Below are 22,690 nucleotides of genomic sequence, written 5' to 3'. Positions count from 1 at the left end.
CGCCGTGCCACTGTGCTTTCAGGGGCGGGGAGTTGTCGACGGCTCCCCGGCCAAGGCCGGAGGGCCGCATATTGTTCACTCGCACAACGGCCGGGTGCCGGAGGGGGGAAGGTGAGGTCCATGCCCGGACAGTCGGGCGCGGCGGCGCCCCTCGAACAGGTCATCGCCGCGATGGCCGCGCAACAGCGGTACGTGGGCGGGCGGTTGCACGGGGATCTGGCGGACCACGTCCCGTCCTACCGTGCGGTCCCGCGCGAACTCCTCGGCCAGATCTGGCATCGGCACTTCCAGCGGGCTCTCACCGTGCTGCGGGAGGGACGGTGCCCGCGCCGGAGGACTTCGACGAAGCCGACGTGGCCCGGGACCGGGTCGCGCGGGGCGTCCCGCTCGACGACGGGCTCCGCGCCTTCCGCCGGGCGCTGAGCGCGATCCGGGATCTGTTCATCGCCGAGGCGACCGAACACGGTCTGGACCCCGGCCTCGTCGTCGACCGAACCAAGTGCCTGTGGGAGTTCGCGAACGTCGCCGGCCTGCGGATCGCCGCGGTCCACCGGCAGGCGGAGGTCGCCTCCGCCCTGTCCGACGCCGGCCGCCGCGCCGACTTCCTGCGCGGACTGCTCTACGGCACGCTGAGCGCCGTAGAGATCCACAGCGGTGCGGCGATCTACGGACTGGACCCGTCGCGGCCGTACCGGGCCGTCAGAGCCGTACCGAACGGCGACCTCGGTCCTGACGCGCTCGAACGCTCCCTGGAGTCCCACGCCCGCAGGAACGGCCGAGGCGCGCTGCTCACCGTGCTGGACGACGCCGTCGCCGGAGTCGTCGAGGCGAAGCCGGAGACGGGCGATCTGGAGGTGACGGCTGGGCTCGGCCCGCCGACGGACCTCACCGCGGCGCACCGCTCCTTCCGCACGGCCGGCCGGCTGCTGGATGCCGCCCGTGCGTACGGTCTGCGCGGCGTGTACGACCTGAGCGACCTTTCCTGGCGGGTGGCCGTCGTCTCCGAACCGGAACTCGCCGAGTTGCTGATCGACCGCTATCTGCGCCCACTCGAGGCGGAGGGTGAGTTCGGAGCGCTCATCGAGGAGTCGGTGCGGGGATACCTGGAGAAGGGGCGGCACATCCGCGAGGTCGCCCGCAGCGCACACGTCCATGTCAACACCGTCCGCTACCGGCTGCGCCGGTTCGAGGAGCTGACCGGTGTCGGCCTGGACAGTGCGGATACCGCTGCGGAGCTCAGCTGGGCCCTGGCGGCACGCGACCTGAGGACACCCCCGCGCGGCCAGGCGGGCCCCGTTCATGGCGCGGTCCCGTAGCGGCGGGCTACGGACGTTGTCAGAGTGGGACTGTCCCGGTACAGCGGTGGAGAAGCGGATGACGGAGTTCAGCGAAAGCCACGACGATCCGTTCGCCCTGCACCTCGTCGCCCTGGCGGTGCTCGACGACCGGGGAGTCGTGGTCGGATGGAACCGGCGGGCGCAGGAGCTGCTCGGCCATCCCGACACGGCCGTGATCGGCCGTCCGGCCTTCGAGGTCCTTGTCGGCCTGAGCGAAATGCCGGCCGCCAGGGAGGCCGCGGCAAAGTGCAGGAAGGCCGGCGGCTGGTTCGGGGTGCTGAAGGTGCGCCACCGCGACGGGCGGCTCGTGGAGATGGGGCTCAGGGCCCATGCGCTCTCCCGCGACGGCCAGACCTGTGAGTGGCTCCTGGCCGGGGCACTCGCGGCCGACGTCCTGGAGTGGCAGCGGGACCGCGCAGTTCTCGACGGGTTGTACCGCCAGAGCCCGATCGGCCTGGTCGTGCACGGCACCGACCTGCGGCTTCTCCGGGTCAACCGGGCCATCGAACGCTTCAGCGGCGTCCCGGCGGCGGGCTTCGAGGGGCTGCCCAGCGGGCAGATGCTCATCCCCGACGACGCACGCAAGGCCGTGGACCGTGTGCGCCAGGTGATGGAGACCGGCAGACCGCTCGTCTACTCCGAGCAGTTCGTCCGCCTGGAGCAGGAGCCGGGACGGGAACGGGTCGCCCTCGTCTCGTCCTTCCGCATGGAGGATCCCGCGGGCCGCGTCCTGGGCGTGGCCGAGATGATCGAGGACATCACCGACCGTCATCGGGCCCAGCGCCGGCTCGCCCTCCTCGACCAGGCCGGCAGCCGTATCGGAACCACCCTCGACGTGGCGGAGACCGCCCGGGAACTCGCCGAGGTGATGGTGCCCCATCTCGCCGACCACGCGTCGGTGGACCTGCTCCAGCCGGTGACGCGCGGCGAGGAACTGGCACCGGCCCTGGCGGGGCCCGTCGTACGGCTCGGCGCCAGCAGCGTGGGGGCCCAGCAACCCGGCCCACCGCACCCCCACGGCGAGCCGGTGGACTTCGCGCCCGACTCACCCCAGGCCAGGAGCCTGTCCGAAGGGCGGCCCGTCCTGGAACCGGTGCTGCCGCCCGACTGGCTCTCGACGGAAGGCCACCAGGGAGCCCACGCTCCGGACCTGGGCGTCCACTCGCTGATCGTCGTACCCCTCGCCGCGCGCGGCCTGGTGCTGGGCGTGATGACCCTGTGGCGTTCGCGCCGCCCCGACCCCTTCGAGGCGGACGATCTCACCCTCGCCCAGGAACTCGCCTCGCGCGCCGCCGTCGCCATCGACAACGCCCGGCGCTTCACCCAGCAACAGCAGACCGCGTTCACCCTGCAGAGCAGCCTGCTGCCCCGGGCGGTCCCGGACCAGCCGGCCGTCGAGGTGGCGCTGCGGTATCTGCCGGCCAGCGCGGCTCCGGGCCTGGGCGGCGACTGGTTCGACGTGATCCCCCTGTCCGGGGCCCGGGTCGCCCTCGTCGTCGGCGACGTGGTGGGACGCGGCATCCACGCAGCCGCCACCATGGGCCGGCTGCGGACCGCCGTGCACACCCTCGCGAGCCTCGACCTGGAACCGGACGAGGTCCTCTCCCGGCTGGACGACATGGTCAACCTGCTGGCCGTCGAACAGGAGGCGGCGGGCGAACGGCCCGTGGGCGAGCAGGTCGTCGGTGCCACCTGCCTGTACGCCGTGTACGACCCGGTCTCGCGGCGGTGTTCCGTGGCCCGCGCCGGCCATCCGCCGCCCGTGGTGACCACACCGGACGGACACGTGGCACCGCTCGACCTGCCCGCCGGCCCGCCGCTCGGCCTGGGCGGTCTGCCCTTCGAGGCCAGGGAGGTCGAACTGGCCGAGGGAAGCCTGCTGTGCCTGTACACCAACGGCGTCCTCGGCGAACGCCACCTCGACCCCGACGCGGGCCTGTCCAAACTGTGCGCGGCGCTCACCCGCCCGGCGGACGCCCTGGAGCGAACATGCCAGGCTGTGGTCGACTCCCTCGTACCGTCGCGCCCCGGCGACGACGTCGCCCTGCTGATCGCCCGTACGCGCATGCTGCCGCACGACGACGTTGCCTCGTGGCAGCTGCCGCCGGAGCCGGCCAGTGCTGCCCGCGCACGGGCGCTGACCTCGGCCAAGCTGACCGAATGGGGTCTGGAGCATCTGGCGTTCACCACCGAGCTGATCGCCAGCGAACTGGTCACCAACGTGCACCGGTACGCCGGCGGCCCCGCGACTCTGCGGCTGATCCGTGAACGGACCCTGGTGTGCGAGGTGAGCGACACCAGCCACACCTCCCCCCACCTGCGCCGGGCGCGTACGACCGACGAGGGCGGGCGCGGCCTGTTCCTGGTGGCGCAGATGACCGAACGGTGGGGCACCCGCTACACCCGCGAGGGCAAGACCGTGTGGACCGAGCAGTCACTGACCGGCATGCTCACCTGACCCTCTCGGGCCGCGGTCATTCCGCTGCGGCGAGCAGCCGTGCCTCGCTCTCGTCGTACAGCCGCCGGTTCACCCGGCTGTCGGCGGCGCGACGCCGGTGGTCCAGGCGGCTGCCCAGCCACCCGGCCAGGTAGCCGAACGGGATGGAGATCAGCCCGGTGGACTGCATCGGGAACAGGTCGAAGTCGGCGTTCGGGAAGACGGCGGACGGTGTGCCCGAGACGGCCTTGGAGAAGATCATGAGCAGCAACGCGCAGGCCGCACCGCCGTAGAGGGTGGCGAGCAGGCCGGTGCGGGTGAATCCGCGCCAGAACAGGGAGTAGGTGAGCGCGGGTGCCACCGCCGACGCGCCCACGCAGATGGCCAGAGTGGTCAGCACACCGACGTTCCAGTTCTGGACGAGCGTGGCGAGCCCGATGGCCACGGTTCCCACACCCACGCTCGTCCACGCCGCCACCGTCATCTCCGTACGCGGCTCGGCCTGTCCCCGCCGGGCCGCGTGGGCGAACAGGTCGTGGGCGAGCGAGGAGGCCGCGGCCAGGGTCATCCCCGCGACCGACGACAGCAGGGTGATGAACACCATGCCCGCCACGGCCGAGTAGAGAATCATCGCACCCGCGGAGGAGGAGGCTCCGCCGAGCACCTGCGACAGCATGAGCACCGACGTCCGGCCCTGCGGGTCGGCCGCGGTGATGTACCGCGATCCCACCAGCGCCGCCGCGCCCGTACCCATGACGATCACGAGCAGACAGAAGGTGGTGACCGTGCCGACCGCCCACGACATGGAGCGCCGCACGGCCGGCACGTCCTGCGCGGAGTACAGACGCATCGTGATGTGGGGGAGACAGGCCACGCCGAGGACCACGGTGATCTGGAGACCGACGAAGTCCAGCCGATCGACGGCCGAGGTGCCCAGCTGAAGGCCCTGCTGGAGGAAGGCCGGGCCTGCGCCGCTGCCCTGCTGGGCCGCCCTGAGGACGTCGCCGGGATTCCAGTCGAATCGGTTCAGCACCAGAGCGGCGACGACGAAACTGGTGCCGATCAGGATCACGATCTTGATCATCTGGATGAGCGCGGTGCCCCGCATACCGCCGAGCGCCGAGTAAATGATCATCAGGCTGCCGACGATGACGATGCAGGCCGTCCTGGCGCCCGCCATGTGCGGGATGCCCAGGATGAAGGTGAGCAGTGACCCGGCCCCGGAGAGCTGGACGACGAGGAAGGGCACGGTCGCCGAGAGCGTCACGACGCAGGCGGCGACCCGCACCGCCCGCCCGGGCATGTTGCGGGCCAGGACGTCACCCATGGTGAATTGGCCGGCGTTGCGCAGGGGTTCGGCCAGCAGGAACATCAGCAGGACCAGGGACAGAGCCGTGCTGACCGCGAGGACGTAGCCGTCGTAACCGGCGAGCGCGATGATGCCCGTGGTGCTCAGGACCGTGGCCGCGGAGATGTAGTCGCCCGCGATGGCCAGGCCGTTCTTGAGCGGGGTGAGCGAGCGGTAGCCGGTGTAGAAGTTCGTCAGATCGTCGCGTTCCGGTCCCGCCATCACGCACATCATCAGCGTGACGGTGACCAGCGTGGTGAACAGGACCAGGACGACAGCCTGCGTCCCGGAGCCGAAGCCGTTCATCTCGCCGTCCCCGCGTTCCGGCCGGCGGGGACCGCCCGCTCCCTCACGGCCAGGGCCAACGGATCCACCGAGCGCTGTGCGCTGCGTCCGTACCAGGAGACCGCCGCGAAGGTGACGATGAGCTGGAAGACCCCCAGGGCCATTCCCAGGCTGAGCTCCCCGGCGACACTGGCCCCCATCAGGCCAGGCGCGTAGCAGGACAGCACGACATACACCACGAAGGAGCCGAGCGCGGTGAGGGTGGAGATCCGGCGGAGCGCGCGGTAGGCCGAGCGCAGGGCGGCGAGGTCGGCATCGGGCCGCTGGGTCCCGTGCGCGTACGGCTCGTCCCAGGAAGCCTGTCCGTACGGCTCGGTCCGCGAAGCCTGCCCGTACGACTCGGTCCAGGGGGCTTGCCCGTACGGCTCGTACCGCGGGGCGTTGTGTCCGTACCGCTGGTGCTCGGGGTGGGGCGGCGGCCACCCCGTGTCCGAGGGTGGATACCGGTTCTCGTCGGCGAATGTCATCGCAGGGCCTTCCGCTACGGCGATGGCTGTGAGCGGCGCACGATACCGACTGGTTGGAATGCCCATAAGGTCATCGCGGGTCACGTTTCGGGGTCGGTACGGCTCTCTGGGTGCAGGTCGGCGGGCGGCGTGCCGGCGTGTGGCGAACATCATGCACCAGGCATACCTACTGGTCGGTACCCTGCGGCGGAAGCCGTGAACGACAGGAGGCGCGATGTCTGCGACCAACCGCCAGATCCGTCTGGCAGCCCGCCCCGTGGGCGAGGTCAAGCCCGAGGACTGGGAGCACTTCTCAGGGCCCGTCGACGAGCCGGGCCCGGGCCGATTCGCGGGCCGGACGCGCGTCATCTCCCTGGACCCGGCGATGCGGGGCTGGCTGGACGACCGTCCCTCCTACCTGCCGCCGGTGGGCATCGGCGAGGTGATGCGCGCCGGGTCGGTCATCGAGGTCACCTCGTCGAATCACCCCGACTTCCAGCCGGGCGATCACGTGGTCGGCACGTTCGGCGTCCAGGAGTACGTGGTTTCCGACGGCAAGGGTGCCCTGAAGGTCGACACCTCCCTCGCCCCGCCCTCGACGTATCTCGGCGCGCTGGGCATGCCCGGCATGACCGCCTACTTCGGTCTGCTGGACGTCGGGGCGCTGAAGGACGGTGAGACCGTCGTGGTGTCGGGGGCGGCCGGGGCGGTCGGCACGATCGCCGGCCAGATCGCGAAGGCCAAGGGCTGCCGGGTCGTGGGCATCGCCGGAGGCCCGGAGAAGTGCGCCATGCTCGTCGACGAGCTGGGATTCGACGCGGCCATCGACTACCGCGCCGAGGACGTCAGGAAGGCGCTGCGCCGGGAGGCCCCCGACGGCATCGACGTCTACTTCGACAATGTCGGAGGGGACATCCTCGACGCGGCCCTGACGAGGCTGGCGATGCACGCGCGGGTCGTGGTCTGCGGTGCGATCAGCCAGTACAACAACGCCACGCCGGTCAAGGGCCCGTCCAACTACCTCTCGCTGCTGGTGCGCCGCGCCCGCATGGAGGGCTTCGTCGTCTTCGACTACGCCAAGCGCTACGCGCAGGCGGCGCAGGAGATCTCCGCCTGGATCGGGGCCGGCCGCATCAAGGTCAAGGAGCATGCGGTGAAGGGGAGCGTGGACGACTTCCCCGAGACGCTGGGGATGCTCTTCCGCGGGGAGAACGTCGGCAAGCTCGTCCTGGAGCTGGCATGACGGCCGTCGAGAGCGCCGTCGCAGCCCGGCCGGGACAGGCGGACGGCGCCGCGCTCCAGGGCAAGGTGGCGATCGTCACCGGCGGTGCCAGTGGACTGGGCCGGGCCACGGCGCTGGCGCTGGCGGAGGCGGGGGCGCGCGTGGTCGTCGCGGACCTCGACGCGCGGGGCGGCCGCGAGGTGGCCGACATGGTCGGCGGCCGTTTCCGTGCCTGCGACGTCTCCGATCCCGACGCCAACCGCGCGCTGGTGGACTTCGCCCAGGAGCAGTACGGCGGCGTCGACATCGCCTTGCTCAACGCCGGGGTGGCGACCGGATGCGGCGTCGGTGAGGACTTCGACCTGGCACGCTACCGTCGCGCGATGGGAGCCAACCTCGACGGCGTGGTCTTCGGCACCCATGCGGTGCTGCCGGCGCTGCGGGCCCGCGGGGGAGGGGCCATCGTGGCGACCGCGTCCCTGGCGGGCCTTGCCGCCGTACCGCTCGATCCTCTGTACGCGGCCAACAAGCACGCGGTCGTAGGGCTTGCCCGCTCCCTGGGGCCGGCTCTCGCGGCGGACAACGTGCGCTTCAACGCCGTCTGCCCCGGCTTCGCGGAGTCGCGGATCATCGATCCGCTGCGCGACATGCTCTCCAAGCAGGGGCTGTCGGTCATTCCGGCCGAGGTCGTGGCGGACACCGTGCTGCGGATCCTCACCGGAGACGGCACGGGGGAGTGCTGGTTCATCCAGCCCGGCCGCGATCCGGAGCCGTTCCGGTTCCGTACGGTCCCTGGTCCCGGCGAGCCTGCCGGTGTCTGAGAAGACCGTCAGGCCGTGGTGGGCTGAGCGGCGAACGCGCGCTCGAGCAGTGTGTACAGAGTGTCCTGCTCCTGCTCGCTGAGTCTGCTCAGCCCGGCCAGCGTCTTGTTCATCTTCCCGCGGATCACGTCGATGACCTGCTCGCCCTCCTCGGTGAGCAGGACGTTCTTGACGCGCCGATCGGAGGGGCTCGGCTCGCGGCGCACCAGGCCGCGCTTCTCCAGCCGGTCGACGATTCCGGTCATGTTGGAGGCGTCGCAGGTCAGCGTGGTGGCCAGCGTGCTCATGGAGGCGGGTCCCCGGCGCAGCACGTTGAGCGTCTTGCCCTGGCTGGCCGTGAGGTTCTCGCTCGCGGCGGCGACCGTGAAGTCGCCGTAGTAGGCAGCCAGGGACACCGAGAGCAGCTCCATGAGCCTGGAGGTGTCGACGCGAGAGGGTGCTGTCATGAGCGTCACCTTACGCCGGAAAACTTGACGATCTCAAATATCGATGGCTACGGTCTCCCTCATTACTTGAAGTTCTCAAGCTTCGATGTTCTCAAGTAGTTCGTCGAGCTCTCACGTAGGGAAGAGATCCGTGCCTCACGCGCAGCAGACGGCGCCCCGGAGACAGTCAGCAGACACCGCGGTCGTCCTGGTGCTGGGCCTCGCCGCAATGGTCGTCTCGATGATGCAGACGCTCGTCGTCCCGATCCTGGGAATCATCCAGAGCGACCTGCGGGCGACCACGGCCAACGTCAGCTGGGTGACCACCGCCACGCTTCTGTCGGCCGCGGTCTTCACACCGCTGCTCGGCCGCTTCGGCGACCAGCACGGCAAGAAGCCCACCCTCGTGGGGGTGCTGCTCGTGATGATCGCGGGCTCGGTGCTCGCCGCCACCACCACCTCGCTGACGTGGCTGATCGTCGCCCGAGTGATGCAGGGTGCGGCCACCGCGATCTTCCCGCTGGCCCTCTCCATCCTGCGTGAGGAGATCAGGCCGGAGAAGCTGCACGGCGCCATGGCCCTGGTCAGCGGCACGCTCGCGTTCGGCAGCGGACTCGCGCTGGTCGGTGCCGGGCTTCTCACCCGCGGCTCCGACCCCGACTACCACCGGGTCTTCTGGCTCGCGGTGGTGCTCGCGGTGATGGCGCTGGCGGGTGTGCTGTTCACCGTGCCCGCTTCCCGGACGACCACGGGCGGGCGCACGGACTGGCTGGGCGCGGGCACCCTGGCGATGCTGCTGGTGCTGCTGCTTCTGCCGGTCTCGCAGGGACACGAGTGGGGATGGACGTCCGGCCGTACGCTCGGCTCCTTCGCCGGGGCCGTCGTCATGGCGGCGGTGTGGGTCGTCGCCGAGCGCCGGGTCAAGGAACCCATGGTGGACATGAAGATGTTCGTCCACCGGCCTGTTCTCTTCACCAACCTGGCCGGGCTGCTGCTGGGCTTCGCGATGTTCGCCCAGTTCATCGGTGTCTCGTACCTCGTCCAGATGCCGGAAGGCGTCGTCGGCTACGGCTTCGGCGCTTCCGTGCTCGAAGCTTCCGTCGTGTATCTGCTGCCGACCACACTCGTCTCGCTCGTGGGCGCCCAGTTCGGCGGGGTCCTGGTGCGCCGGCTCGGCGCGCGCTTCACACTGGCCGCCGGGGCCTGCTTCGGAGTGCTCGGCTTCACGTGGCTGAGCGTCGCGCACGATGTGACGGCCTCGGTGATCGGCGCCGGCATGGTCATCGGCCTGGCGATCAGCTTCGGCTACGCCGCCATGCCCGCGCTCATCGTCGCCGGCGTGCCCGCCCACCAGTCCGGCATCGCCAACGGCATCAACTCCATCTCCCGCTCGGTCGGCAGCGCCGTCGCAAGCGCGGTGATCACCTCGCTGCTGGCGTCGAAGACCATCCCGCTGCCGGGCGGAGGGCCCGCCCTGCCCCAGGAGAGCCAGTTCACGACGACCTTCGTGATCGCCGGAGCGGCCTTCGGCCTGGTCGTCGCCGTGGCCCTCGTCGGCATCAAGTCGTCGCACGCCCCTCGTACGTCCGTGCCGAGGAAGGTCGCGGACTCCTCGACGGCGGGGCTTGCGGAGGCGGAGGCAGGTGCCGAGCTCGTGTGACCGTGCTTCAGGCGCTGCCGCTGTCTTCAGGCTCTGCCACTGTCTTCAGGCGTTGTCGCCGTCCGGAATCATCGAGAGGTTCAGCCAAGACAGAGCAGTCCTCATCCAGCAGTCTCCTTGAACCCGCAGTCTCCGAAAGGCATGTCACGATGACGACGTCCGACCACACCCAGCACGCGCCCGCTGCCACGTCGGTCGATCACCGCACCGCGGTCGCGGCGGAGACCGCCCGGTTCGTCGCGGCGGTCAAGGACGCCGACCTGGCCACGGCGGTGCCCAGCTGTCCCGGCTGGACGCTGGCCGAGCTGGTCAGGCACACGGGCAGCGTCCACCGCTGGTTCTCGGTCCTGCTGCGGGCACGCATCCAGGAACCCCCGCGCACGCGTGACGTGGACCTTCAGCTCCCGGGCCAGGAGGACGGATACGTCGACTGGCTGGCCGAGAGCGCGACCGTGGCCGCGGACGCCTTCGCGGTCACCGACCCGGACCTGCCGATGTGGGCCTGGGGCGCCGACCAGCACGCCCGATTCTGGGCACGCCGGATGCTCTTCGAGACCCTGCTGCACCGGGCCGACGCCGAGGTCGCACTCGGACTCCGGCCCGCGATCGACCGCCCGGTCGCGGTGGACGGGATCGACGAGTTCCTCGTCAATCTGCCCTTCGCCACCTTCTTCGCGCCCAAGGTGGCCGACCTCCGTGGCTCCGACACGACCATCCGCTTCCGCACGACCGACGGGGACGACGCCTGGGTCGTCCGCCTGCGGCCCGACGGCTTCGGGCTCGACCCGGCTCACCCGACCGCGGCCCCCACCGACGCGACCGTCCAGGGAACCGCGGCCGACCTGCTCCTCCTCGTCTACGGCCGACTGCCCTTCCAGGCAGGGGCCTTCGCCCACGACGGCGACGAGCACTTGCTGACCCACTGGTTCGCCAACTCCGCGTTCTGAGAAGGCGCCGGCCCCCTCACACGCTCACCAACTGGGCCTGGCGACACCGGCGTAGGACCAGGTGGAGCCCTTCGACATCTCGAAGTGCAGATGCGGCCCGGTCGCCTTGCCGGTGGCGACCTTGCCGAGCCGCCTTCCGGCACTGACCTTCCGACCGGCCTTCACCTGCCGTTCCGAGAGATGGCAGTAGGTGGAGATGTGGCCGTTGTCCGCGTGCAGCCCGATCCATTGCCCGTAGGCTTTCCCGTCCGGTTCCGGCTTCCAGGTGTACGGACCACGTGCCCCAGCCGGTGGGCGTCCAGCAGGATCGCCTTCCGCTGTCGAGCATACCGGGGACGATTCGGCTTCCTGGTGGGCTCCGTCGCAGCCAACAGCCCTCTACCGAAAGCGCGATGGGGCAGACCTGAAACCCCGTCGCCGCCGCAGCGATCCGATCAAGGCGGGAGGACCGGGGTGGGATCCAGCCTGTGAGCGGCGGGCGCGTACTGCCGCTCAGTCCATTTGCTTACGACGTAGGTCCCTGACGGATTCGCCGAACTCTCGTTTCAGGGACCTGCCGAGGTGTTTGGTGTCGTGTACTCCCCATCGTGCTGCGAGCGTGGCCGTGGAGATGTCCGCGGAGGCGGGGTCGAGAAGGTCTCGGCGGATCCGTAGCAGGCGTTCATGGCGGACCCAGGCGGCGAAGGTCAGGTCACTGCCCTTGAAGAGCGCATGGAGGTACCTGACGGAGATGTGGTGCTGGTGCGCGACTCGTTCCGCACTGAGGCGGGGGTCGCCGAGCTGGGCCAGCGCGTAGGCGCGGATACGGTCGGCAAGGTCGCTGGCGACGGACGCCCGCTCGGGGGTGGTGTCGGCGAAAGCGGCAAGGAGGAGTGCGGTGAGCGCGTCGGCCAGATACGTACGTGACACACGCTGACGGGGAAGGTCCTCGTCGGCTGCGGACAGGGCGTGGCCGAGCAGTCCTCCGATCCCGCCCTGAGTGGATATGGGGAGCGCCGTGCGCCGGCTGATGGAGTTCGCGTGCCTGCCCAGACTGGCCCGGGGAACGCAGAGCACAGTCATGTCACTGGGGTCGGCACCGATGAGCCGGTAGGGCCGGGTGTTGTCACAGGCGAACAGTTCACCGGGTCTCACCGCCGTGGTCCGGTCGTCCTGGGTCGCCGTGACCGGGCCGTGGTGGTGCAGAGTGAAATGCATCCACTCCACGTCGCTGGAGGTGATGCTGCGGTTGTCCCGCGTCACCGTAGCGGCGGTGGCCTGGATGCGGGCGACGACCACGGGTCCGATGACCGCGTGGTCCACCACGGCTTCGAACCGCTGCGGACCGGGATCGGTCACCCGCAACGGGGCGAACAAGGCCGAGGCGACTGCCTCGAACGACTCGGTTCCCCTTAATCGGGAACCCTTGCGGTCGGTCATGCAGATCTCCCAGCCCCCTGTGCGCATGTGCGGTGCAGTCCCAATTGTGCACCGTGCACGAACTGGAGAGTCACGGTGCGCATATGGGTGCTTGCGGGTCGCGGGTTGCGCCTACGGTCGTCAACGAGCGATCAACCGCCGGGCGGAGCGAGCCGGCGACGCATACACATCTCGTCGACACCTGGGAGATCTGCATGATCAAAGGTCGTATCGCAAAGGCATTGGCCTCAACGGCCCTCGTCCTGGGGGGAGCGATGACGCTCGCACCTAGCGCGGTGGCGGACAGCGGCTCGTCGGTGACCGCCCTCCCCGCGTCCAGCGACTCCGCGTTGGCCATCCCATGTTTGGGCCAACGGGTGACCGGCAGCGCGGGCCATCAGGGGAACAAAACCTGGTGCACCTCGGGACGGTACCGCGAAGTGATCCAGTGCGAGACCCTGGGCGGCTACCAGTACATGCACTACGGTCCCTGGGTATGGGCGAGCGCGGAGAGCGTCGCATGGTGTGCCCTCGGCGACAGGATCAACTGGGACTATACGGACTGGGGGGCCTGAGGCTCCTTCTGAGGACGCCCGATCGGTACGCATCGACCCACGCCGGCGCGCTCTGTGCGGAGATGAACCAGACGTTGTCCCGTAACCGGTGATGCGGTTGGTGCGTCCGCCGGACCTTGAACCATGCGGTCACGCGATCCGCGACAAGAAAGCGGCCGATGCCGCTTCGCGGAAACGGCTCAGTACCACAGCGGCCACCTCGGGCGCCGCACCAGTCACCTCCGCGACGACGTCCGTGCCCTGCGCGCCACGCGCGATAAGGTCCGGCAGGAATCCCGGCGCCAGCACGTAGGGCGCGACGGCGTCCCGCTCGCACCCGAGCCCCCGGAGTTCTCGTACCGCGTCCTAGGTGCGGGGCAGAGATGCGGAGGCGAACGCAGGTCGCACGGCGCACCAACCACCGGTGTGCTGCCACTCCCGCGCGATGTCAGCGATCACTGCGATCGCCTCCGGGTCCGAAGACCCCGCCGAGGCCAGCACGACCCCGGTCGAGGACTTGCCGGCGGACGTCAGTCCCGCCTCGTACAAAAGCCGTTCGAGGACGGCGAGGAGCAGCGGGGACCGGCGCTGCGAGCTCCGCCCGTCTCAACGCGCGATGGTGGCACCGGTGTACCTGCGCGAACGCATCAACCTGGCGAAGATTGCTGCCGGACTCGGGATCAGCGAGTCCACCGCCCATGCCTACACCTTGCGCGGTAGTCCACCTGCTCGCCGAACGCGCCCCCGGTCTGCTGAAAGTCCTGCGTGGGGCCGACGCGGACTTCGTCCTGCTGGACGGCACGCTCGCCGAGTGCGACCGGGTCGGCGACGGACGGGCCCACTACTCCCACAAGCACCGCCGCCACGGGGTGAACGTGCAGGTGGTCACCGATCCGAACGGCCATCTGCTGTGGCTCTCACCCGCGCTGCCGGGCCGGACTCACGACCTGACCGCTGCTCGCATCCACAGGACCATCCGCATCTGCGAGCGCCAGGGCGTCCCCATCCTGGCCGACCTCGCCTACCAGGGCGGCGGCCCCTGGCTGACCACGGGGATCAAACGCAACCCCCCGCAAAGACTCAGCCCCACCGAGAAGACCCTCAACCGGGCCCTGGCCGCAGCACGGGCACCGGTCGAACGCGGCGTCGCACGCCTGAAGTCCTGGCGCATCTTCCGGAGGTCCCGATGCAGCCCAAGCCGCATGACGTCAATCGCCAAAGCCATCCTCACCCTGGAGCGGCAACGCTGAAGAGGCTCATTGAATCCCAGCACTACCCTCAGCGTTCAGGGACCACCGATCAAGCCCGTTGCGCACTGTGGCGGGAGGATTCAGCCTGACCAGATGGTAAAGGTTCTCGTAATAGCCCTGCCACTGAATTCCATCATCCCTTCCAGCCGCCATCCTTCGAGTGCGGTGAGCCACTATAAGTGGCCGCATGCTTTCCCAGGTGGAGATAACTGAGCCGCCCAGGTATCCAGAGACCGGCTCGATATCGACTATTCCATGAGCCACGAGAGCTCCCAAGTTGTCATAAAACCATGCGAGATCCCGGGCTTTTTTCGCCTCCTCGCGAGAAAGGCTGTCCAGCCCTTCCGAAACGTCGCGATCAGGCAGTTCCTGGTGCACAAAACGGCGCGCTTCTGCGAGATAGTCACTTCTGTGCTCCCGGAATAGTTCAACGAGAACGGGAAGAGTATTGGCGTGTTTAGCCAGTCTCAGCTGAGAATACGAGGCTGCCCCTGAAACTAAAAGAGCCACAACCGAGACAAGCAGTGCCGCTATATTCACATCCCCCCCAAGTAATCCGGTTTTTCCCCAGCGGTGTACTGAGGCTGCCCAGGCCTTGGAGCGATGACACACGCTTGAGCTACGGCGTGGGACCCCCCAAGAAACAGCGCCCGAGCCGAAATCGCCTACGCCCGGCCGCTGGGCAAGCCCGTGCAGTTCACGCACCCGGAGTTCGATCCCGACGCCTGACCGCCCATCCCCACACCCTCTGCAAGCACCCCTTGGAATCGATCATCTAGTTGTTGTGGTCAGGACCCCGGAACCACTGGCAGGACGATGCGGGAGGGTCGGGCGTCGTCGTGGAAGACCTGCTGGCGGGCCACTCGGGCAGTGGTCGCGCTCTCCTCGGGTTCGCCGGTGTTGAGGTTGCGGTCCCAGCGGGGGAAGTTGCTGGAGGTGACCTGGACCCGTATGCGGTGCCCTGCCCGGAAGACGATGCTGGTCGACCACAGGTCCACGACGTGCTCCGCGGGATCACCCGGTGTCGCCGCCCGTACCCGCACGATGCCGTCGGTCACGTTGCGGGAGACGCCGTGCTCGTCGACGTCGCACAGGCGCGCCACCCAGTCGGTCGAGGGGCCGTCCGTTGCGGCGAACAGCACTGCCCGGATCCGGCCGGTCACCTCGACGTCCTCGGTGAGCGGTTCGGTGGTGAAGACGAGGACGTCCTCGCGCGCCTCCACGGCCGTCTGGTCGAGCGGCCCGGGCCGGAAGTCGTCGGTCAGCAACAGGGCTCCGCCGACTGTCGGCACCGGGTTCATCGGGTCGTAGGCGAACTCCTCGGGGGCCTCGGCGGCTGACGGCGGCTCATGGGTCAGACGTCCGTCCGCGCGCAGGTGGAAGTCCGTGTCCACGGCCCGCGAGAGGGGCCATTCCGTCTCCTCGCGCCACTGGTTGACGCCCATGACGAACAGCAGCACCCTGCCCGTGTCCGGCTCCAGCGCCTCCCTGTCGCCGATCGTGCGCTCGTACCAGTCGAGCTGGAGGCCGTGCAGGGGTCCGCGCATGCCCATGAAGGCGGAGTTCGCGCCGAACCCGAAGTTGACGTCGCCGATGACGTGCTGCTGGTTGGCGTGAGTCCACGGCCCCATGATCAGCGTGGCGGACCGGCCGGCGCGGCGCATGGCGGCGAAGTTGTCGAGCGTGCCCTGGGTGAAGATGTCGTACCAGCCGCCGACCTGGAAGGTGGGCAGGTCCACCTCGTCGTGCCGGCCCTTGACCCGGCAGGCCCGTGCCCACTCGGGCTCCCGCCGGGACCGCTCATAGCCCAGATCGGGAAGATCGTGGCGGACGAACGCGGGAAAGTGCCCTGCGGGCAGTTCGCCGTAGCCGCCGTCGGCCAGGCCGTCGAGATCCTGTACGAGCCTGCCGAGGCTGCCGCCCAGCGCGGCGGGGTCGGCACCGTGCCGGCGCATCAGCGCGTCGGCACCCATCATGAGGGTCCAGGGCGCGGTGATGCCGAGTTCGATCGCACCGCCGCGCGTCCACAGCCCGTCGTCCGGATCGGACCATGTGACCATCGGTGCGATCGCCTTGAGCTCAGGCGGCTTGGAGAGCGCCGCCATCCACTGCGTGTTGCCGAAATAGCTGGCGCCGATCATGCCGACGGAGCCGTTCGCGCCGGGAAGGGCGGCAGCCCACCGCACGGTGTCGTACCCGTCGCTCTCCTCGTACGTCCACGGCTCCCACTCACCCTCGGAGGCGAACCGGCCGCGGGTGTCCTGGAGGACCACGATGAAGCCACGCCGAGCCGCCGCCAGGGGATCGAGGACGGCGACCGCCAGGGGCATCTGCTTCCCGTACGGCAGGCGGCTCAGCAGGACCGGCCACGGTCCGCTGCCGCCGGGCCGGTAGACATCCGCCCGCAGCACCGTGCCGTCACGCATCTTGGCGGGTACGTCGAACTCGACCCGGATCTCCATCATGCGCTGCTCCTTTGCCTGCCACGACGTCTTCTCGAGAAGATGGTCGACTAGGTCCTCCCCTGCGCGTCACCCCCGATCGGGGGTGACCACGGCGGTCTCGGGACGCTCACGCCGCCGCGTTCAGCACGTCGGGCCGTTCCAGGGCGATGAGTGGCCGGCCTTCGGCACCTGCGTGAAGTCGGCGGCCGGCAAGAGCTGCTTGTTGGCCTCCCGGTCCGAGGGCCGGGGCAAGTCACAGGGCCTGGTACACGGCTCGCGCCACGGTCGGGTAGCCGGTGCCACCCGCTCCAGCCTCCTGGCCCAAGTGGTGGTCAGCGGTGTCCCCACCCCGGAGTGGGCCCGGTGATTCGCCGGGGTGGAGTGGCACAGAACCGGAACCGCTCCACATCCAGCGCGAGGTGCTGGACCAGCCCCAGGCAGTGCCATCCGGAAGCCAGCGCGGGCCGTCGCAGATCCTTCGCGTCGAGCCCGTCGAGGATGCCGAGAATGTGGTGCCGCTGTTCGTCCAGGGCCCGGAGAACCGCCCTGACCTCACTGACCGGAGTTGTTTCGCTCAAATTTTCAGTCACGGCCACCCAGCGTCCCCGAATCTCTGCGGCCGCGCGGGAGTTACCCGGTGGCCGCCCTGGCCTGCACCACCAAGAGAGTTCTGCGGCGTGGTCGATTGCCCGCCAAGCGGGGGATCGTCCTCCGGCAGTGTTGTCAGTGGGCACCCCGCTACGGACGCGTCGACCTGCTCAAAATCGACGAACTCGGCTACCTCGAACTGGACCTACCGGCAGCCTCGGGCGGGTCCCCTGTGGACAGTGGACGCCGGGAGCCGGGAAGGATGGGGCGGCGAGCACATCATCACGGGAGGGGTGTCGTGCGGCTGACGATCGACACCGAGACGGACACATACGAGCAGGCGATCGCCGCCGTCCAGGCCGCCGATGGGCTGCGGCCGGACGTCCCGGTCGCCCGGCCGGACGCACCCGCTGCGGACCCGCAGTCCGGCCCGCAGGACCTCGCCGCCGACGACCTCGCTGACGGCTGGACGGACCAGCTGCTGTTCCACATGAGTGCCTCGCTGGTGCCCGGGGCCCGGGCAGTCCTGCTACGGACCACCGAGCTGGGCGGCACCCGCCTCCGACGCGGACGTGCAGCACCACTTCGCCGGCCACCCGACGAACCCGATCCCGCCATCGAAGATCGGCGGCACCCTGACCAGCGTCAAGGCGGTGCAGCGGCACATCGGCCCGGACGGCGCCGGGCCTCTCCTCCAGCGGGACGAACGAGCACGGCGCTACCGCATCGACGACGTTCTCGTGGGTGGCCTCCCGCGGGCCTTCGCCCTCGCCGATGCCCGCCCCGGCCTCCTGCGCGGCGAACCGTCCGGGAAGGCCACCTGAACCGGGCGACGGCTTCAAGTACCTTCCCGAGGTCAGTCAGTCGCCCCCCGGCGGGGTCTCCTCGAGAGCAGCGAGGGGGTTCACGACTTCCCGCTTTCGAAGGACTGTCAGAGCCGCTGACCGGCATGGAGACGGTGAGGACGCCATCCCACGCCGTCCAGCAAGTAGCCCGAGACAGAGAGAGCCGTGGGCCGTCTGGGTGGTGCACGATCGCGTTGCCCGGATTGTTGCGCCTGGAGTCGGCATCTGCGGGTATCCGGCTTTTCAGGCATGAGTGTGGGATGTGAGGCGAGCCGCGTATGGGCCAGGCGACCGAGGGCGATGAATGGGAAACGTCGCTGGTCAGCAGGTCGATATCGGAGTCAGCTGCGTTCGAGGGCTGCGAGGAGATCGGCGAGGCACGTGATCTGGCCCGGAGGTTCCTGGAGGATCTGCAGGCCGATCACGGGGTTCCTGTGTCCGCCGGCGCGATGGGCATGGTGCAGCTGGTCGTGAGCGAGCTGGTGACCAACGCCCACAAGTTCGCCCCGGGCCCGATGCTGCTGACACTCGAGCTGAACGACGGCGCCCTCCGCGTGAGTGTGTGGGACACCGAGCCGGGGATGCCCGTGGTCCATGGCGCCGACCCAAGCCGGGTAGGACAGCACGGGCTGGAGCTCGTCATGGCCATCTGCCCGCACTTCGAAGTTCACCGTGAACCGGTGGGCAAGCGCGTCGTCGCGACGGTTCTGCTGGCCGACGACGCCATCGGAGACGTGGCCGGCCCGCCAGGGACGGAGGCGGTTTGCCGAGAACCGGCAGAACGCCTCCACCGCGAGGGATCGCTCGCATTTCCACGATCAGCAGGCCGAGCTTCCGGAAGCGGGCCAGGAGGCCGGACAGGTGCGCCTCGTCAATGACCTCGCCGTAGAACACTGATTCCCAATGTGGTCTGTCAAGCCGCGAGAGCGGTTGGCGCGTCGCGCAGGAGGGCCCAGAGGACGTTGACGCGGCGGCGGACGAGAGCGAGCACGGCCTGGATGTGGCGCTTGCCCTCGGCGCGTTTGCGGTCGTAGAACCGGCGTGGCTCCTCGCAGTGCCGGATGCTGAGCAACACCGAGACAGATTGTTCGACTTCCAGGAGACGGGGCCCGGCGCCGAGTAGGGAACCCTGCCTTCGGCGCTGTTGTGCGCAGGGTCGTTGCAGTTGCGTTCGTGTGTGGACCGCTCCAAGCAATTGCGCTGCTCCGCTCTGTGCTACGGCGAGGTGGGCAGGTGCGGTGCGCGGAGTGCGAGCAGGGTGATCTCGCTGGGGGCGAAGACGCGGAACGGCGGGCCCCAGAATCCGGTGCCGCGGCTGGTGTAGAGAAGGGTGCGGGCGCCGTGGCGGCTCAGGCCCGCGACGACGGGCTGGTCGATGCGGACCAGGTGATGGAAGGGCCAGATCTGGCCGCCGTGGGTGTGGCCGGAGAGTTGGAGGTCGATACCGTCGGCTGCCGCCTGATGGACGAACTTGGGCTGGTGGGCCAGGAGCAGGACGGGGAGGTCGGGGTCGGCTCCGTCCAAGGCTCCGGCGAGATGGGCGCGGTGGCCCGGCAGGCCCGAGGACTCGGCGGTGACATCGTCCACGCCGGCGACCACGAGAGTGTCGCCCCCGCGTTCCAGCAGCAGGTGGCGGTTGCGCAGCGGCTCCCAGCCCAGCTCGTCCATCAGGTCGACCCAGCCCTGGGCCTCGCTGTAGTACTCGTGGTTGCCGGTGACGTAGACGCGGGCATGGGTGGCGCGCACGGTACCGAGGGGGAGGGCTTGGGCGCGGCGGCGTTCGGCGGTGCCGTCCGCGATGTCGCCGGTGTGGCAGACCAGGTCGGCGTCCAGAGTGTTCACCGTCTCGCACACCCGGGCCGACCAGCGGGCGCGGTCGAGCGGGCCGTAGTGGGTGTCGGTGATGAGGACGACGCGGAGGCCGTCCAAGCCGGTGCCCAGGCGCGGGAGGCGTACGTCGAGCCTGCGCACGCGTGGCACGCGACGGGCCTCGGCGTAACCCCAGCCGAGCAGTACGGCGCTCACCCCGAGTACGGCCCACGTGACGATGCGGGCCCGGTCCTGACCCTCCCCGACATCGGCCACGGTGAGGGCGGCCCGCAAGAAGACGCCGAGCAGAACGGACCAGGTGAACAGAACCCAGCTCGTGCCCAGCAGGGTGTCACCGACGATCGCCGCGCGGTCGTGCTGGCGCCGGCCGTGACCGCGCACCATCGCGAGCGGCATACCGGTCAGACCGAGGGCGAACAGGGCGGTGCCGGCCAGTGCGACCGGCAGCGGCCAATGCTGGCCGGTGTACAGGAGCACCCAGCAGGGCACGGTCCACAGCAGGACGGGGGCGATGAGAGGGAGGTAGCGCATCAGGCGCAGAAGCCGGCTCCGCCGCGGCGCCTGCGCTTCACCGTCGACGTGCTGGGTGTTGCTGGTGTCTGTCACGCTTCCCCCTCACCAACCGGGCTGTCGTCTCGCGCACTGTATCCGCTCGTCCTGGGGGTGGCCGGACGGGCGTTCGTGGGGGTACCCCTGGAGATGGGTCTCGCGGCGACGGCCACGGACGCCGACGCGGGTCAGGGGGTTCACATGCGGCTCGGCCCGTACGGCTCCGTCCGCAGCGGCGTCCTCGACCACCTCCCGCGCCAGCCTCAGCAGGTTCTCCCGTGGGCCCTCGCGGACCAGCCGTGCTGCGGCACTGTACAAAGGCGCGAAGTCCTCGAACGACGCGAAGTCGCCGCCCGTGTCCGGTACTTGGTCGCCACGCTCGCCGGCCAGTTCCACGAGCATGGCTGGACGCATCGCGCCCTCGAGGTGCAGATGAAGATGGGCCTTCGGCAGACGGGCCAGGCTTCACATGGCACATCACCCTACGGCCGCGCATGACACCGCCCGGTTTCCGCTCGACTGCGGGACGACGGTGCTCGGGGGGCCTTCCGGCCGAGCGGCCTCCCCGCGTTTGTGCGGGGAGGCCGTACTCGCTGCCGGAGGCGCTCAGAGAGGCCGGTTGCTTGTCAGCTCCAGGGGGATGCGGTGAGCCAACTGGTGTCCTGGGCCCATGACGTCGTGTTGTCCCAGGCGTTGGAGCCGCCGTTGGCGGCTATGTAGGCCGTGTAGTTGTAGTGACGGATGTACTTCGTGGGGAAGTTGACGGACTGGAAGGAGTGGCCGGCGCCGCTGTTGCCCGTGGTGGGGCAGAAGGTGGCGTCCTGCGCGAAGGAGCTGCCGCCGTTGTCGGTGTTGAGGTAGAGCTGGTAGTTGGAGTGGCGCAGGAACTGCCCGGGCTTGTCGGCGGACTCGAAGGACAGGCAGGAGGTGTTGGCCAGGCCGGCGCGGACGATCCAGGTGGCGTCGGCCTTGTCGGTGGCCGGGCTGGAGGCGTTGATGCTGGAGATGACGACCTTGGTGTCGGTGTCGTCGTGGCGCAGGTAGTGCGAGGTGCAGCAGGGGGCGGTGGTGGCCTGCAGGGAGATCCGGGAGCCGGGCGTCAGCGAGCCGGTGCTGGTCGAGCCGCTGTTGTAGCCGGCGGCGGTGATGTTGGCCTGGACGGCGTTCTCGGTGGCGTCCGAGGGGTAGCCCGAGGTCATGACGCCTTCGTAGAAGGTGCCTTGGCCGGTGTTGCTGTTGTCGCCGCCGATGCCGAGGATGATCGCGCCCTGCTTCTTCATCGGGTTGTAGCCCGTGTCGTTGGGGCGCACGCCGTCGTAGAAGGTGGACAGGCTGCCCGACTGGGCGTTGCCGCCGCGGATGGCCCAGTGGTTCGGGCCGCCCTTGACGATGGCGGTCGTGAACCGGTGGTTGATGGTCGGGTCGCCCGCGTTGAGGCCGCGGTTGACCCCGGAGAACAGGCCGTTCTCCAGGTCGGCCATGATCCAGGGGCCGGTGCCGCTGCCGCGGCCCCAGCCGGTGCTGGTGCCGAAGTAGATGGCCTCCATGGTGCCGTTGCCGTCGTCGTTGCCGGTCGTCTCGGCGTTGCCGTAGTCGAAGCAGCAGCCGCCGTTGACGTGCGTGCCGTCGAAGATGGCGTACATGCCCTCGGGCTGGTCGCCGGTGGCGATGCCGTTGGTGTTGTTGTTGCGGTAGCCGGTGCCGGGGGCGATGTAGACACCGTATGCCTTGTGCCCGCCGACGGTGACCGGCGCCTCGAAGGCGTTGGCCAGGTTGTCGTTGCCGTTCTCCGCAGGCCCGGGCCAGTGGCCCCTCAGCGCCTGGGTGAGGTTGTTGTGCTTGGGCGACTGGTCGTAGATGACGGTGATGACGCAGCTGGTGTTCGCGCAGAAGGAGTCCTGCTGCGCGGCGTCGGCGTATCCGCCGGCGCTCAGCAGGCCGATGTCCTTGGTCGCGTTGTCGGAGGCGCGCTTGACCTGGTACAGCGGGCCGTTGTACGCCCCGTACAGGGCGCGGGTGGTGCTGTGCGCGGCGACGCAGGGGGTGCCGCCTGCCGCGTAGATGTCGCATGGCTACTGGGTGGCGGCCTGCGAAGGGGCGGCCGTGGCGGTGAGCAGGCCGGCGGCGAGGGCGGCGGTGGCACCGGCCGCCAGCAGTGCGCGTCTGACGCTGCGTATCCACGGTGGCTTGATCATGAAATGCTCCTTCACGAGGTGGTTGTGCGGTGAAGTGCCGACGCACCCC

At 69.6% G+C, this 22,690-nt stretch carries 17 protein-coding genes and 6 pseudogenes; 9 read left to right on the top strand and 14 right to left on the bottom strand.

From position 1 onward, the window contains the following. The first annotated feature begins 320 nt into the window (after positions 1 to 320). Entirely contained in the window at positions 321 to 1,316 is a 996-nt protein-coding gene (locus ACWCRD_RS15165) for a PucR family transcriptional regulator (RefSeq protein ID WP_450966272.1), read from the top strand. A gap of 58 nt (positions 1,317 to 1,374) precedes the next feature. Then, positions 1,375 to 3,795, top strand: coding sequence for a SpoIIE family protein phosphatase (locus tag ACWCRD_RS15160; protein WP_450966271.1), 2,421 nt, complete (start codon positions 1,375 to 1,377; stop codon positions 3,793 to 3,795). A gap of 16 nt (positions 3,796 to 3,811) precedes the next feature. Here ACWCRD_RS15160 and ACWCRD_RS15155 read toward each other — a convergent pair whose 3' ends face one another. Next, entirely contained in the window at positions 3,812 to 5,428 is a 1,617-nt protein-coding gene (locus tag ACWCRD_RS15155) for a sodium/solute symporter (RefSeq protein WP_450966270.1), read from the bottom strand. Continuing rightward, complete coding sequence (locus tag ACWCRD_RS15150; protein WP_450966269.1) at positions 5,425 to 5,934, bottom strand: DUF485 domain-containing protein; 510 nt, start codon at positions 5,932 to 5,934, stop codon at positions 5,425 to 5,427. The genes ACWCRD_RS15155 and ACWCRD_RS15150 overlap by 4 nt, the downstream gene beginning before the upstream one ends. A 214-nt stretch (positions 5,935 to 6,148) precedes the next feature. Between ACWCRD_RS15150 and ACWCRD_RS15145 the strand changes: the two genes are divergently transcribed. Beyond that, a complete protein-coding gene (locus ACWCRD_RS15145; protein WP_450966268.1) occupies positions 6,149 to 7,156 on the top strand; it encodes an NADP-dependent oxidoreductase in 1,008 nt (335 codons plus the stop codon). Beyond that, positions 7,153 to 7,956 (top strand): SDR family NAD(P)-dependent oxidoreductase, encoded by an 804-nt coding sequence (locus tag ACWCRD_RS15140; RefSeq protein WP_450966267.1) that lies wholly within the window; start codon positions 7,153 to 7,155, stop codon positions 7,954 to 7,956. Before ACWCRD_RS15145 ends, ACWCRD_RS15140 begins: the two co-directional genes overlap by 4 nt. Before the next feature lie 8 nt (positions 7,957 to 7,964). On the opposite strand, the gene ACWCRD_RS15135 is transcribed toward ACWCRD_RS15140, so the two are convergent. Beyond that, entirely contained in the window at positions 7,965 to 8,402 is a 438-nt protein-coding gene (locus ACWCRD_RS15135; protein ID WP_450966266.1) for a MarR family winged helix-turn-helix transcriptional regulator, read from the bottom strand. Positions 8,403 to 8,532: 130 nt separating this feature from the next. Between ACWCRD_RS15135 and ACWCRD_RS15130 the strand changes: the two genes are divergently transcribed. Further along, a complete protein-coding gene (locus tag ACWCRD_RS15130; protein ID WP_450966265.1) occupies positions 8,533 to 10,041 on the top strand; it encodes an MFS transporter in 1,509 nt (502 codons plus the stop codon). Between the two features lie 149 nt (positions 10,042 to 10,190). Then, positions 10,191 to 10,988: a maleylpyruvate isomerase family mycothiol-dependent enzyme gene (locus ACWCRD_RS15125; protein ID WP_450966264.1), complete on the top strand. Its 798-nt coding sequence runs from the start codon at positions 10,191 to 10,193 to the stop codon at positions 10,986 to 10,988. A gap of 24 nt (positions 10,989 to 11,012) precedes the next feature. Here the strand turns inward: ACWCRD_RS15125 and ACWCRD_RS15120 are convergent. The 3 genes and pseudogenes from ACWCRD_RS15120 to ACWCRD_RS15110 all read right to left on the bottom strand — a co-directional run. After that, positions 11,013 to 11,219: pseudogene (locus tag ACWCRD_RS15120) on the bottom strand (M23 family metallopeptidase); the annotation flags it as partial. 261 nt (positions 11,220 to 11,480) lie between these two features. Further along, positions 11,481 to 12,407, bottom strand: coding sequence for an AraC-like ligand-binding domain-containing protein (locus ACWCRD_RS15115; protein WP_450966263.1), 927 nt, complete (start codon positions 12,405 to 12,407; stop codon positions 11,481 to 11,483). A gap of 683 nt (positions 12,408 to 13,090) precedes the next feature. Beyond that, positions 13,091 to 13,522: pseudogene (locus tag ACWCRD_RS15110) on the bottom strand (CbiX/SirB N-terminal domain-containing protein); the annotation flags it as partial. Here ACWCRD_RS15110 and ACWCRD_RS15105 point away from each other — a divergent pair. Further along, positions 13,518 to 14,190, top strand: a pseudogene (locus ACWCRD_RS15105) (transposase family protein); the annotation flags it as partial. The pseudogenes ACWCRD_RS15110 and ACWCRD_RS15105 sit on opposite strands and share 5 nt — an antisense overlap. Positions 14,191 to 14,196: 6 nt before the next feature. Here the strand turns inward: ACWCRD_RS15105 and ACWCRD_RS15100 are convergent. The 4 genes and pseudogenes from ACWCRD_RS15100 to ACWCRD_RS15085 all read right to left on the bottom strand — a co-directional run bounded on the left by ACWCRD_RS15100 (position 14,197) and on the right by ACWCRD_RS15085 (position 17,224). After that, a complete protein-coding gene (locus ACWCRD_RS15100) occupies positions 14,197 to 14,700 on the bottom strand; it encodes a DUF4760 domain-containing protein (RefSeq protein WP_450966627.1) in 504 nt (167 codons plus the stop codon). A 278-nt stretch (positions 14,701 to 14,978) separates the two neighbouring features. Further along, positions 14,979 to 16,655 (bottom strand): CocE/NonD family hydrolase, encoded by a 1,677-nt coding sequence (locus tag ACWCRD_RS15095; protein ID WP_450966262.1) that lies wholly within the window; start codon positions 16,653 to 16,655, stop codon positions 14,979 to 14,981. Positions 16,656 to 16,761: 106 nt separating this feature from the next. Then, positions 16,762 to 16,889: pseudogene (locus ACWCRD_RS15090) on the bottom strand (alpha/beta fold hydrolase); the annotation flags it as partial. A gap of 77 nt (positions 16,890 to 16,966) precedes the next feature. Further along, positions 16,967 to 17,224, bottom strand: coding sequence for a mycothiol transferase (locus ACWCRD_RS15085; protein ID WP_450966261.1), 258 nt, complete (start codon positions 17,222 to 17,224; stop codon positions 16,967 to 16,969). A gap of 570 nt (positions 17,225 to 17,794) precedes the next feature. On the opposite strand from ACWCRD_RS15085, the gene ACWCRD_RS15080 reads away from it, so the two are divergent. Beyond that, a complete protein-coding gene (locus tag ACWCRD_RS15080; RefSeq protein ID WP_450966260.1) occupies positions 17,795 to 18,046 on the top strand; it encodes a hypothetical protein in 252 nt (83 codons plus the stop codon). 299 nt (positions 18,047 to 18,345) lie between these two features. Then, the gene (locus ACWCRD_RS15075; protein ID WP_450966259.1) at positions 18,346 to 18,945 is read left to right on the top strand and encodes an ATP-binding protein; all 600 of its coding nucleotides are present in this window, start codon (positions 18,346 to 18,348) and stop codon (positions 18,943 to 18,945) included. A 35-nt stretch (positions 18,946 to 18,980) separates the two neighbouring features. On the opposite strand, the pseudogene ACWCRD_RS15070 reads toward ACWCRD_RS15075, so the two are convergent. The 4 genes and pseudogenes from ACWCRD_RS15070 to ACWCRD_RS15055 form a co-directional block, all read right to left on the bottom strand. After that, positions 18,981 to 19,109: pseudogene (locus ACWCRD_RS15070) on the bottom strand (IS110 family transposase); the annotation flags it as partial. A gap of 173 nt (positions 19,110 to 19,282) precedes the next feature. Then, the gene (locus ACWCRD_RS15065; RefSeq protein WP_450966258.1) at positions 19,283 to 20,503 is read right to left on the bottom strand and encodes a metallophosphoesterase; all 1,221 of its coding nucleotides are present in this window, start codon (positions 20,501 to 20,503) and stop codon (positions 19,283 to 19,285) included. Between the two features lie 9 nt (positions 20,504 to 20,512). Next, a complete protein-coding gene (locus tag ACWCRD_RS15060; protein ID WP_450966626.1) occupies positions 20,513 to 20,899 on the bottom strand; it encodes a hypothetical protein in 387 nt (128 codons plus the stop codon). Positions 20,900 to 21,072: 173 nt separating this feature from the next. Next, positions 21,073 to 22,641: pseudogene (locus tag ACWCRD_RS15055) on the bottom strand (alpha-L-arabinofuranosidase B). Positions 22,642 to 22,690 lie beyond the last annotated feature (49 nt).

The organism is Streptomyces sp. NPDC002092 (genome assembly GCF_053593775.1).
Note: the sequence above shows the minus strand (reverse complement) of the source record. Positions and strands in the feature narration are given on the sequence as shown.

Bases quoted from the DNA above. Each gene is read 5' to 3' on its own strand.
- ACWCRD_RS15125 (WP_450966264.1), top strand. From the start codon at position 10,191: ATGACGACGTCCGACCACACCCAGCACGCGCCCGCTGCCACGTCGGTC.
- ACWCRD_RS15075 (WP_450966259.1), top strand. From the start codon at position 18,346: ATGGGCCAGGCGACCGAGGGCGATGAATGGGAAACGTCGCTGGTCAGC.
- ACWCRD_RS15145 (WP_450966268.1), top strand. From the start codon at position 6,149: ATGTCTGCGACCAACCGCCAGATCCGTCTGGCAGCCCGCCCCGTGGGC.
- ACWCRD_RS15155 (WP_450966270.1), bottom strand. From the start codon at position 5,428: ATGAACGGCTTCGGCTCCGGGACGCAGGCTGTCGTCCTGGTCCTGTTC.
- ACWCRD_RS15150 (WP_450966269.1), bottom strand. From the start codon at position 5,934: ATGACATTCGCCGACGAGAACCGGTATCCACCCTCGGACACGGGGTGG.
- ACWCRD_RS15140 (WP_450966267.1), top strand. From the start codon at position 7,153: ATGACGGCCGTCGAGAGCGCCGTCGCAGCCCGGCCGGGACAGGCGGAC.
- ACWCRD_RS15135 (WP_450966266.1), bottom strand. From the start codon at position 8,402: ATGACAGCACCCTCTCGCGTCGACACCTCCAGGCTCATGGAGCTGCTC.
- ACWCRD_RS15115 (WP_450966263.1), bottom strand. From the start codon at position 12,407: ATGACCGACCGCAAGGGTTCCCGATTAAGGGGAACCGAGTCGTTCGAG.
- ACWCRD_RS15095 (WP_450966262.1), bottom strand. From the start codon at position 16,655: ATGATGGAGATCCGGGTCGAGTTCGACGTACCCGCCAAGATGCGTGAC.
- ACWCRD_RS15160 (WP_450966271.1), top strand. From the start codon at position 1,375: ATGACGGAGTTCAGCGAAAGCCACGACGATCCGTTCGCCCTGCACCTC.